Origin of the sequence: Pseudoduganella lutea (assembly GCF_004209755.1) — a bacterium.
In the GTDB taxonomy this organism is placed as follows: Bacteria; Pseudomonadota; Gammaproteobacteria; order Burkholderiales; family Burkholderiaceae_D; genus Rugamonas; species Rugamonas lutea.
This window is the reverse complement of sequence record NZ_CP035913.1, coordinates 3,913,543-3,925,471: the sequence shown is the minus strand read 5'-3', so window position 1 is coordinate 3,925,471 and position 11,929 is coordinate 3,913,543. Positions and strand designations below refer to the sequence as shown.

The window sequence follows — 11,929 nt, the reverse complement described above, 5'->3', positions numbered from 1 at the left end:
AACGATGTCCAATCAAGCAAACCTCTTCGACGAAAACCCCGGCAATAACGGGAACGACGGCAATGGCGGCGACGGCGGCGAATCGCTGACCCTGTCCACCTTTGCCGAACGCGCCTACCTCGACTACGCGATTTCCGTCGTCAAGGGCCGCGCCCTGCCCGACGTGTGCGACGGCCAGAAGCCGGTGCAGCGCCGCATCCTGTATTCGATGAACGAACTGGGGCTGAACGCCACGGCCAAGCCGCGCAAGAGCGCCACCGTGGTCGGCGACGTGCTGGGCAAATTGCACCCGCACGGCGACCAGTCCGTGTACGACGCGCTGGTGCGCATGGCGCAGGACTTCTCGCTGCGCTATCCGCTGATCGACGGCCAGGGCAACTTCGGCTCGCGCGACGGCGACGGCGCCGCGGCGATGCGCTATACCGAAGCGCGCCTGACGCCGATCGCGAAACTGCTGCTCGACGAGATCGGCCACGGTACCGTGGACTTCATCCCGAACTACGACGGCTCGACGGAAGAACCGGCGCTGCTGCCGGCCCGCCTGCCGATGACGCTGCTGAACGGCGCATCCGGCATTGCCGTGGGCATGGCCACCGAGATCCCGTCGCACAACCTGCGCGAAGTGGCCGCCGCCACCGTGGCACTGATCCGCAATCCGAAGATCACGCACGGCGAGCTGATGGAACTGGTGCCGGGCCCGGACTTCCCGGGCGGCGGCCAGTTGATCACGCCGCAGGCGCAGATCGCCGACATGTACGCATCCGGCCGTGGCAGCATGAAGGTGCGGGCACGCTGGAAGATCGAGGAGCTGGCGCGCGGCCAGTGGCAGGCGGTCGTGTATGAACTGCCGCCGGGCACGTCGTCGCAGAAGGTGCTGGAGGAAATCGAGGAACTGACGAATCCGAAGGTCAAGCTGGGCAAGAAGGCGCTGTCGCCGGAACAGCTGGCATTGAAGCAGCAGATCCTCGGCGCGCTGGACACGATCCGCGACGAATCGGGCCGCGCCGCGCCCGTGCGCCTCGTGTTCGAACCGAAATCGAAGAACCAGGACCAGAACGAATTCATGCTGATGCTGCTGGCGCATACATCGCTGGAAACGTCGGCGCCGATGAACCTCGTGATGATCGGCGGCGACGGCCGGCCGCGCCAGAAGGGCCTGGGCGACATCCTCGGCGAGTGGATCGCCTTCCGCTTTGCCACCGTTACCCGCCGCACGCAGCACCGCCTGGCCAAGGTCGACGACCGCATCCATATCCTGGAAGGCCGTGAAACGATCCTGCTGAACATCGACGAGGTGATCCACATCATCCGCAATTCGGACGAGCCGAAGGCGGCACTGATCGCCCGCTTCAACCTCTCCGACCGGCAGGCCGAGGATATCCTCGAGATCCGGCTGCGCCAGCTGGCGCGCCTGGAAGCGATCAAGATCCAGCAGGAACTGGCCGAGCTGCGCAAGGAAAAGGGCACGCTGCAGGACCTGCTCGACAATCCTTCGTCGATGAAGCGCCTGATCATCCGCGAGATCGAGGCCGATGCAAAACAGTATGGCGACGCGCGCCGCACGCTGATCGAGGAAGCACAGCGCGCCACCGTGGAACAGAAGATCGTCGACGAACCGGTGACCGTGATCATTTCGCAGAAAGGCTGGGTGCGCGCACGCACCGGCATCGGCCACGAGCGGAGCCAGTTCACGTTCAAGGCGGGCGACGCGCTGCACGATGCGATCGAATGCCGCACCGTCGATACCCTGCTCGGCTTCGGCGACAACGGCCGCGTGTATTCGGTGCCCGTGGCGGCATTGCCCAACGCCCGCGGCGACGGCGTGCCAATCACCACGCTGGTGGACCTGTCCGGCGGCGCACGCCTGCTGCACTACTTCGCCGGCCCTGCATCGACACAGCTGCTGATGGCCTCCGACGCCGGCTTCGGCTTCATCACGAAGGCGGGCGACATGGTCAGCCGCCAGAAGAGCGGCAAGGCCTTCCTCACGCTGGACGATGGCGCGAAGCCGCTGGCGCCGAGCGTGGTGGTGGCCGATGCCAGCGCGATCGCCGTCATCTCCGAGAAATCGCGCCTGCTCGTGTTCGGCATGGACGAGATGAAGGTGCTGTCGAACGGCGGCCGCGGCGTGATCCTGATGGACCTGGACCCGAAGGAAAAGCTGGTGGCGGCCTGCGCGATCACGCAAAAGGGTGTGACCGTGCAGGGCATCGGCAATGCGCAGAAGGCCAAGGAAGAACGCATGACGCCGAACGCGCTGGCCGAGGGCGAACACTTCGGCAAGCGCGCGAAGAAGGGCAAGCCGATGCCGACGCGCATCAAGCCGACGGGGCTCGTGCCGAACTGATTCACGGTCGCCGCGCTGGCGCTGCCGATGGTCAAAGCCCGGGTCGATGCCCGGGCTTTTTTCATTGCGGCAGCGCCTGCGCGCTGGTGGCCGACATCAAGCAGCCAACCGCGCGCTTGGTGTCGGACATTTTTTCCGGGCTTCATCCGGAAAATATGTCGGACACCGGTTTTTGCTCGGAAATCGGCAACATCATGTAAAAACCGGTGGCCGACATCAAGCAGCCAACCGCAGCAGAATCCGCGCCGGAAACAAAAACGGCCGAGCCCGTGTCCACTTCCGGGGTTGACCCCAGGGTGGACACGGGCTCGGCCGTTGGACGGTTCAGCTGTCCGCTGTCAGCTTAGTGCTTGGCAGCTTCCTTCTTCACGTCGGCATTGGCCTTGGCGATGGCTTCCTGGGTTTTCGCGGCGGCCAGGGCTTTTTCCTTGTCCGCTTCGACCGCTTTCTCGGCTACCTTGGCATCGGCCTTGGCGATGGTTTTCGCGGCCTTGGCATCGGCGCCGGCGATTTTCTTGTCGGCCTTGGCTTCAGCCTTCAGGCGGTCTTCCGGATCGGCGTCAGCCACTTTTTCGCCGGCCTTCAGGTGTTCCTTGTTGGCTTTGTTCTGGGCCTTGGCGACCTTTTCGTTGGCCTTGGATTGCGCTTTTGCGACATCTTCGTTTGCGTTGGCCACTTTCTTCGCTTCTTTTTCCTGCGCCTTGGCGATGTCGTGCTGGGCTTCGGCGCGTGCCTCGGCAACATCGTTGGACTGGGCGTAAGCGGAAGTAGCAAAGACGCCGGCGATCAGGGTTGCGAGCAGTTTGTTCATGATTGACACCTTTCCAGTGGTTTTATTTGAATGCGTTCTGTCTTGTCACGTATCCAGAATAAAGTTTCCTGCCGCTATCCACTGTGCGCCAGCGAACGTAGTAACATTTTGTTATCTTTCTTACGAACCTACCGAGGCGAGCCCGGCCGTGAATACAGGTCGATGGTCTGCTCCACCGCCGCCGCGCACACGGCGCAGAACGCCTCGCTGCGGTCGAACATCAGGCACTGCTGCTGCGAGCGGTAGTAACCTTGCGCCTCGTAGTTCGCGCCTTCGAACGCCCCCACGGTCCTGGCATGCGGGGCCTTCGAGAACAGTCGGCCGGTCCAGGCCAGGTCGTCGGCAAAGAGCTTGCTCATCTCGCTTTCGGGCCGGTTGTCCTTGCGCAGTTGCGCACGCACTTTCTGGTATTCCCGCGAATGCGCCTCGTATTCGGCCTTCGGCCATGGCGTCGGCAGCGGCGTGCGGGCCTTCACGAAATGCTTCCACTTGATGTTGGCCGGGTCGTGCAGCGCCGTCACGTTCGGTTCCCACGGCTCGGGCCGGCCGGGACTGGCCGCATAGGCGACGGGCGAGGTGTAGTACTCGTCCGCCAGCCCGGCGAAGTGGTGGCCGAACTCGTGCACGAACAGGTAATTGGCCCAGTCATTGTTCGCCGCGGCCGTGCTGAACTGGCCGTAGATGCCGCCACCGCCATACGTATCGTTGTTGACGAGGATTTCGATGAACTCGTATGGCGCATGCTGGGCGATGTCGCGCAGTGCGCGGTTATCGGTCGTCAGCACGTAGCGCTCGCTGCCGAAGATATCGTAGCGCGTGTTCAGCGCGGAGGCATGGTGCGTGCCCGTCGACGGCCGGCTCACCCCGAGGCTTCCGTGGGGACCGCCAGGCCCCACACGTTGAAATCCTGCGCCCGTTCCTTGAAAGGCGACACGGTGAACAGGTAATCGGCCAGCTTCTTCGCCGTCCGTTCGAATTTCCCCAGCTCGGCCTGCGTGTAGCCATCGCCGAGGATGAGCAGGTCGACCTTCGCCGGCGATGGGCCGCTGACGCGGATCGGTATCGGTTTCGCCGGCGCCGGCGGCTGCTTGCGCACGACGTCGAGCGCATCGGTGTCGATGTCGGCCGTCCACACGATCGAGAACTGGTTGCGCTCGTCCCGTTTCAGGATGCGCACCCTGACCGGCGCATCGGGCTTCGGGAAGCGCACCGATTCGCCGAACGCGCGCGTGGCCTTCGCCGCTTCTTCCGTGGTCTTCCATTCGCCGAACACGGTCGAGAAGCCGCGCGAGTACAGCAGCCTGCCCGTTTTCGCGTCGACCACTTCGACCTTGTTGATGCCCCGGTCCGTGTCGTCCAGCGTGCGCGTCATGTCGCCCGGCCACGGCAGCGGTTCGATCACCACGCGGTCCAGCGCATACCCTTCCGACAGCGCATTGCCGCTGTGGAGGTAGTCGACGCGCACGGTCGCGGGTTGGGCTGCAGGCTGGGCCAAGGGTTGGGCAAACAACGCGCCCGGGGATGCGAGGCAGGCCAGGGCGGCAAGGGAAAAGAGGCGCATGCAGGCTCCGATCGGAATGAGAGGCGGCCATTGTAAAGCGTGCCAGTGCTTGCCGGGCCGGGCGAACCGCGTTACCCTGAACTTACAAAAATGTTATCACCCTCCATTACCAGCACAAGGCCCCCGTGCCCTACGACGCCCACACCGATCCCGACCAGTTACGCGCACTGCTGCGCGACACCGCCCGCCACGACGCCCACGCGTTCCGTGCACTGTACGATGCCACGTCACCGAAACTGTTCGGCTTCGCGCTGCGCGTATTGCACAAGCACGAGCTGGCCGAAGAGGCGTTGCAGGATGGCTTCGTGGCCATCTGGCACGCAGCCGCCACTTACCAGCCTGGCCTGGCCGCGCCGATGACATGGATGGCAACGATCGTGCGCAACAAGGCGCTCGACGTGCGCCGCCGCCAGGGCGATGAAGGCACGGTGGAAATCGATGCCGCGGCCTTCGACCGCGACGTGGTCGAAGCGCTGGCCGCAACGGCCAACGGGCCGGCCGAGGCGCACCAATGCTCGGTGGACGCGCAGGCACTGGCGCGCTGCATGGACACGCTGGAGCGCCGCCACCGGCAGGCGATCGGCCTGGCGTTCTTCCATGACCTGACCCACGGCGAAGTGGCGCAGCAGCTGGCGCTGCCACTGGGCACCGTCAAGACGTGGATCCGCCGCGGCCTGGACAAGCTCAAGACGTGTCTCACGCGCGGGGAGGTCGCATGAACCACCGCGACCATCCCGACCTGTGCGACCGCCTGGCGGGCGAATACGTGCTCGGCACGCTGCGCGGCGGCGCACGGCGCCGCTTCGAAGGCTGGCTGCACGGGGATGCGGCATTGCGCCGCACCGTGGCCGAGTGGCAGGACAGGCTGATGCCGCTGGCCGAATTCGCCCCATCGCGGCAGCCGCCGGCGCGCGTCTGGCAGGGCATCGCCCGGCGGCTGCGCCTGCAGGATGCGGCGCAGCCGTGGTACCGCGAGCCGCTGCAATGGTGGCGCATGCTGGCGGGTGCCTCGACGGCCGCGGCCTTGGCCCTGGCAGTGGTACTGGCGGTGCAGGAGCCGGCACAGCGCATCGACACCTTTGCCGCGCTGACGGACGACAGCGCGCGGGCCGCGCTGGTCGTGACGGCGGACCGCCGCAACAACGTGATCGCAATCCGCGCCGTCAACGGCACGCCGGTGCCGGACGACCGCACGCTGCAGCTGTGGGCCATCACGCAGGCCGGCACGCCACGCTCGCTGGGCATCCTCGACGAGCGGGGCACCGCCGCGATCGCAATCACCGACCGGGCGCTGGGGCCGGATGTCGCGCTGCTGGCCGTCAGCCTGGAGCCGAAGGGCGGTTCGCCCAATCCGAACGCGCCCACCGGGCCCGTGCTCTACAAGGGGGCCTGGGTACATTTGTGATCGAACGGCGTGATCAGAAGGCGTAGGCCAGGGTCAGCCGCACCGTGCGCGGTTCGACGGGGTGGAAGTGCACGTCATCCTGCGCTTCGCTCCCCGCCCGCGCCTCTTCCGGCAGCCGGGAGGCATAGTAATACTCGATATCGCTGGCACGGCGGTCGAACAGGTTGAACACGTCGAGCGTGAGCTGCGCACCCCCGCCGAAGCGGTAGCCGACCCGTGCGCCGGCCAGCGTGGACGCCCGCGAATGCACGCTGCCGTCTTCCACCAGCGCGCGCGGCCCCAGGTGCCGCAGGTTGACCCCGCCGGACCAGCCCCCGCCCGCCGGCACGTAGCTCACGTCCAGCGCCGCCATCCGGGCCAGCGCGCCGGGCACCCGGTCGCCCTCCTCCGCCGGCTGCGTGTAGCGGGCCCGCGACGCGGCCACGTCCATGTCGGCCCGCCACGGTCCTTTCGCATAGTGCACATTCCATTCGATGCCATGCCGCCGGCTGGCGCGGCTCGGTTCCGTGGTACCGGCGTCGCCCACGTACACCAGTTCCGAGCCGCTCGCCAGGCGCCACGCCGTCAATGACGTTTCCAGTCCCCACGCCAGTTCGCTGCGCACGCCGGCCTCCACGCCGCGCGTGCGCACCAGCGGCGTCACGCCATCGACCACGCCGCGCGCATCGTTGCTGTGGAAGCCGTGACCGGCATTGAAGAACAGTTCCGTGCCCTGCCATGGCCCGGCAACGATGGACAGCTTCGGCGTGACGATCGTGGCCTCCTCGCGGCGCCCGGTGACGCTGAAACGGAAGGCTTCGCCGCGCAGCCCGGCCACCGTGCGCAGCCATGGCGTCCAGTGTGCCGAGGTTTCGGCGAACACGCCCGCGCTGGTTTCGCGCACGCGGTCCTCGCGCACCGTGGCCGTGGTGCGCCGCGCCACCGTCGTGTACAGCCCGACAGGGGACAGCCGGTCGCCGCGTACCTGCACACCGGCGCGGTTGGCCAGGTCCAGTCCGGCCAGCGTGCCGCGCCACGACCATGCCGCGTCCAGCCCCACGGTCGTGCGCCGCTCGCTCTGGCGGAACTGGTCGCCCTCTTCCGGGCGGTCCAGCGCGTAGGTGAAATTGCTGTACAGGTCGAGCGCCGAGCGCACCACGTAGGCGTTCAGTTCGACGCGGCCGCCGCCCCATGGGCCATACCGCCCGGCGGACAGGCTGTAGCGCGACGCGCGCCCGCCATCGCTGGCATCGAGGCTGCCGAAGCGGCCGACCTGCGCCACGGCGCGCAGCGGTATCTGGTCCGTGGCCTGCCAGCGGTTGCGGTAGGCCATCGCCGTCACGTGCCAGCCATCGTCGCCACCGCCGTCGCTCCAGCGCAGCACGCCCGACAGCCGGCGCACATCTTCCGGCACGTTCCATGGTCCGTCCTTGCGCTGCACGTCGAGGCCATACAGCAGGCGACCGGTATTGCTTTCCCTGATCGTGCCGGCCAGCAGCACGCGCCGGTAACCGTGCCGGCCGACGGTGACAGTGGCGGCATCGGGCACCGTGTCGGCCAGCCCGATGCGCGCACTGCCGGCGGAGGCAAAATCGCCGTCGGCCGCCGCATACGGCCCCTTGCGATAGTCGATGCGCCGTACCAGTTCGGGAATCACGAAGTTCAGGTCCGAGTAGCCCTGGCCATGCGCATGGCTGCGCATGTTGACGGGCATGCCGTCGACGAAGGTGGCGAAATCGGTGCCGTGATCGAGGTTGAAGCCACGCAGGAAGTACTGGTTGGCCTTGCCGTCGCCACTGTGCTGGGTCACGGCAAGGCCCGGCACGAATTCCAGCAGTTCGCCGGTACGCAGCAGCGGCCGGGCCGCGATCTCCGCCGCCCCCACGCTGCCGGCGCTGGCGGTGTCGATGCCGCCGATGCGCTGGCCGACGACCTCCACGACGGGGACGAACGCCATGCCGGGTTCGGCGGCCGCGCAGCAGGCCGTCGCGAGCACGCCGCCCGCGGTGACAATGGTTCGCAACATGATCAGACTCCCGGCAATTTCACATCGAAGGCGCGCTCGCCCAGCCAGACCATGGCGACCAGGGCGATCGCCAGCGAACCGGCCGGCAGCAGCACCCGGCGGTAGGCAAACGTGTCGCGCAGCAGCCAGGCTGCCGGCAGCACCGCGGCCACGATGGCCAGCTGGCCCAGTTCCACGCCCAGGTTGAATCCCAGCAGCGAAACGGCCAGCGCACCGCGCGGCAGGCCCAGGTCGGCCAGCACGCCGGCAAAGCCGAAGCCATGCACGAGACCGAAGATCAACGCGGCGGCCCAGCGCGGTCCCGGGACCAGGGGCCAGACATTGTTCAGCGCGGCCACGACCACGGAAGCGGCGATCGCCGACTCGACCCAGCGCGATGGCGGCGCCAGCACGCCCAGCGCGGCAAGCGCCAGCGTTACCGAGTGGGCCACGGTGAACGCGGTGACCGTCTTGAGCACGTCGGTGGCGGCGCCACGGAACGCGGGCACGCGCTGCCAGGCGCCGTCGCGCCGCACCAGCACGGCGGGCAGCAGCAGCGAGACAAGGAACAGCACGTGGTCGTAGCCGATCCAGATATGCCAGGCGCCATGGCGCAGGTAAGCGACAAATTGGGCCAATGCGTGACCGTCCGCGCCGGCCTGCGACAGCGGCACCGTCTGCACCGGCCGTTCGCCACCGAGGATCGCCGTGCGCGGGTTGTCGCCCTCTCCGAGCCGCAGCAGGCCGCGGTGCTGCGCGTCGGTGTCGCCGAACAGCCGGTAGGCGATGGTCAGTTCGCGGGGTATCACGGCACAGGTGCCCCGCAGCGGCAGCACCGTGTAGGCGCCATCCGTGTGGTCGTCGACCTGCTGCGGCCCGGCGACCAGCGTGCATGGCGCGCCGCCGGCGGCAATGCTCAGCCGCGACAGCGCATAGGCGGCGATCGCCCCGTGGCGGTCCTGGATTTCCTGCCATGTCAGTTGGCCGTCGCCATCGGCGTCCAGCCCCAGCGCCACGTCGAGATCGCGCAGCGCGATGTCCCAGCGGCCCTCGATGTGCTTGCCCTCGACGGCCAGTGCCAGGTAGCTGTCGCTGGGCTTGTGCGCGGCCGCCGGCAGTGCCCATAACAGGAGCAGCATGGCCAGCAAGGTTGCAAGGGCCTTCACGATGCGCGCTCCACGAGCCGCGTCACGACGACATCCTGCAGCCCCTGGGCCCGGATCCAGCGCAGCACCGGTTGCAGCGCCGCCCTGTCGCGCGAGGCCAGGCCCGCCTCGAGCAGGATGCGGGTATCGGCCAGTTCCTTCTGCACGCGCCAGTTGCGCTGCGCCAGCGCCAGCGCTGCCCGCGCATCGCCCAGCAGATGCAGCGTGAAGCGGGCCTGCTCGCGCAGGTGCACGGCATCGCCGCGCCGCGCCGCGGCATCGAAGCGCGCCTGCAGTTCCGCCCGTGCCGGCGCCAGTGCCTCGTGCCGGCCCATCGCCCGCAGCGCCAGCGCATGGCGCAGCAGCAGCGCATCGTTGCGGTGGTGCGCGCGCAGCAATGCCGGCACGTCCGCCGCCCTGCCCTGGTCGAGCAGGAAGTCGGCATACGCGCCCAGCAGGTAGCTGTCCGTTGGCGCCACGCGCAGCGCGGTCAGGAAGCGCTGTTGCGCGGCTGCCTTGTCGCCGCGCCGCGCCGCCAGTTCCGCCAGCATCGTCAGTACCCACGTGCGCGTTTCCGGCGCGGTGTCGCCGGCCCGTTCCAGGCCCAGCTCCAGCAACTGTTCACTGCCCCGCATGCGGCCCGTGTTGGCGCCGGCGGCGGCCAGGCAGGCGAACGTTTCCAGCTGCGCCGCCAGCGACGACAGGCGCCCGCAACTGGCGATCGCCCCGGGTACGTCGCCCTGCACCGACTGGATCGTCGCCAGCGTCAGCCACGCCTGGGCATTGCGCGGATCGGTGCCGACGATGTGGCGCAGTTCGGCCTGCGCTTCGTCGAACTGGTGACCGTTCTGCAGCAGCGTCGCGCGCAGCAGCCGCACGTCGTTCGGCGCGTCGGGCCGGCCCCACCACGGCGCCAGCACGGCTTGCGCCTGCCCGTAGTAACGCGGGTCCGCGCTGCCGCGGCCCAGCGCCACGTAGCGCCGGGCCAGCGCCAGCGCCGGCAGCGGGTCGGCCGGCGCGGCGGCCGCGGCCGCCCGCAACGCTCGCAGGCCGTCGTCCTGCCGTGGCAGCGTGGCGATTACCTCGTTGCCGGAAGCCGGCGTGCGTGGCGCCGCCACCGCCTGCATGGAAGGAAGCCATGCCAGCAGCGCCAGCACCACCGCGATCTTGCGTGTCATCGCCGGCTCCCGTCGCTTATCGCCCGGCGACCGATTGCGGCGAACCGGGGATCGGCGTGGCCAGGTACGGGAACGCGGCCGTGAACGGGCTGTCGTCGAGGAAGGCGCCATCGGTGAAGCGGATCGCTCCCGATGGCGCACTGGCCGGTGCGCAGCCCAGGTTCAGCGTGCACAGCTTGCCCATCGCCACGCGCAGTTCGATGTCCACCACGTCGTCGCCGGGCCGGCGGCCGTTCGGGAAGCCGGCGTTGTCGCCATCGATCACGCCGAGGCGTTTCTGCGATCCCTTCGGCACCGGCGCGATGGCCGTGTTCAGCCGCAGCATTTCCGATGGCGTCACCTTCGCCGGCTGGTTCAGGCCCGGCACGCCGGTCAGGAACACGGTCACCAGGTCATTGCGCGGGAAGTTCGTGGGGGCCTTCACGCCGGCGCCGGCGAACAGCGTTTCCACCAGGGCCGGCAAGGTGGGATTGGTGACATACGTGAGGAATTGTGTGTCGTCGCCGGGGCGGCTCTGGTTGAAGCGGTCCTTGTCCTTCAGGCCGATCACCACCTCGTTTACCAGCGGCATGCCCAGGCGCGATACCTGGGTCCACCCGCCGCCCTCGCGTCCCACGCTGCCGTTGCCATTGCCGTTGCCGGCGGATGCCGGACTGTTGCCCCGCGCCTGCGGCACGCTGGCCGTCGTCCAGCCGCCGATGACCGGGTCGGCGCCGCCCGGCGCCACCAGGCAGCTCGCCGCCACTTCCAGCGCGATCATGGTCACGTTCTTGTCGGCCAGGTCGTCGCGCGCGCTGCTTTCGGCATTCGGATCGAATTCCACGGCCGGCGACTTGTAGTTGACGAGGTCGAACGTTTCACCGAGGTTGACGGCGAACGAATCCTTGCGCTGGCCCACGAACACGCGCGCGGGCACGGCGCACCCGGGCAGCATCATGTCGTGGACGTGCCGCCCCGCATAGCCGGCATAGTCGGGAATGGCCTTGTTGCCGATATTGTCGACGGGCTTGTCGAAGCCCGGCGCACCACGGGGCGCGGCAATGCGCTCGCGCGTGCCGGTGCGGCGGTCGCCCCGCACCATCGTCACCGTGTACGTCTCGCGCACGTTCAGGCCAGGTGGATTGACATCGTCGATGGCACCGCCGTTGATAATCAGCGGAATCGGTACTTTCTTTCCTCCAACGACGAACGCGTCGTTCATGTTCGCATTGGCAAAGCGGAACTGGAACGTGATGTCTTCCTTGGCGTCGCCATTGTTGTCGAGGTGGATCTCGTACAGCGCGTGCTGGTCCAGCTGGAAGTAGTTCGGGCCGCCGTAGCCATCCTGCAGCGGCAGGTAGTTCGCCACCAGCGTCACGAATTTTTCGCGGCCGGGCTCGTAACTGCGGAACATGTAGAAGTCCGTCGCATCGGCGCGCGGCATGCCGGCGATGAACGGCGCTTCGCGGTGGCTCGAGGCCACCGCCATGGATGCCGCCAGTGACAAGGCAACGGTCAA

The 11,929-nt window shown here is 67.9% G+C and carries 8 protein-coding genes and 1 pseudogene; 3 read left to right on the top strand and 6 right to left on the bottom strand.

From position 1 onward, the window contains the following. Nucleotides 1-4 precede the first annotated feature (4 nt). Nucleotides 5-2,347, top strand: a complete 2,343-nt coding sequence (gene parC / locus EWM63_RS16670; protein WP_130187536.1) for a DNA topoisomerase IV subunit A — start codon at nucleotides 5-7, stop codon at nucleotides 2,345-2,347. A 343-nt stretch (nucleotides 2,348-2,690) separates the two neighbouring features. Here parC and EWM63_RS16665 read toward each other — a convergent pair whose 3' ends face one another. Together EWM63_RS16665 and EWM63_RS16660 are read right to left on the bottom strand one after the other, a co-directional pair. Beyond that, complete coding sequence (locus tag EWM63_RS16665; RefSeq protein WP_130187535.1) at nucleotides 2,691-3,158, bottom strand: hypothetical protein; 468 nt, start codon at nucleotides 3,156-3,158, stop codon at nucleotides 2,691-2,693. A gap of 128 nt (nucleotides 3,159-3,286) precedes the next feature. Next, a pseudogene (locus tag EWM63_RS16660) lies at nucleotides 3,287-4,719 on the bottom strand (M64 family metallopeptidase). 125 nt (nucleotides 4,720-4,844) lie between these two features. Between EWM63_RS16660 and EWM63_RS16655 the strand changes: the two are divergent. After that, nucleotides 4,845-5,438: a sigma-70 family RNA polymerase sigma factor gene (locus EWM63_RS16655; protein WP_229487333.1), complete on the top strand. Its 594-nt coding sequence runs from the start codon at nucleotides 4,845-4,847 to the stop codon at nucleotides 5,436-5,438. Beyond that, on the top strand, nucleotides 5,435-6,124 hold the full coding sequence (locus EWM63_RS16650) for an anti-sigma factor (RefSeq protein WP_130187534.1): 690 nt from the start codon (nucleotides 5,435-5,437) through the stop codon (nucleotides 6,122-6,124). Before EWM63_RS16655 ends, EWM63_RS16650 begins: the two co-directional genes overlap by 4 nt. Nucleotides 6,125-6,137: 13 nt before the next feature. Here EWM63_RS16650 and EWM63_RS16645 read toward each other — a convergent pair whose 3' ends face one another. The 4 genes from EWM63_RS16645 to EWM63_RS16630 are packed head-to-tail and all read right to left on the bottom strand — an operon-like array spanning nucleotide 6,138 to nucleotide 11,899. Then, entirely contained in the window at nucleotides 6,138-8,129 is a 1,992-nt protein-coding gene (locus EWM63_RS16645; RefSeq protein WP_130187533.1) for a TonB-dependent receptor, read from the bottom strand. A gap of 2 nt (nucleotides 8,130-8,131) precedes the next feature. Next, nucleotides 8,132-9,274: a HupE/UreJ family protein gene (locus tag EWM63_RS16640; RefSeq protein ID WP_229487331.1), complete on the bottom strand. Its 1,143-nt coding sequence runs from the start codon at nucleotides 9,272-9,274 to the stop codon at nucleotides 8,132-8,134. After that, nucleotides 9,271-10,431, bottom strand: coding sequence for a tetratricopeptide repeat protein (locus EWM63_RS16635; RefSeq protein WP_130187532.1), 1,161 nt, complete (start codon nucleotides 10,429-10,431; stop codon nucleotides 9,271-9,273). Before EWM63_RS16635 ends, EWM63_RS16640 begins: the two co-directional genes overlap by 4 nt. Nucleotides 10,432-10,447: 16 nt before the next feature. Next, nucleotides 10,448-11,899, bottom strand: a complete 1,452-nt coding sequence (locus EWM63_RS16630) for a DUF4331 domain-containing protein (protein WP_207221105.1) — start codon at nucleotides 11,897-11,899, stop codon at nucleotides 10,448-10,450. Between the last annotated feature and the right edge of the window lie 30 nt (nucleotides 11,900-11,929).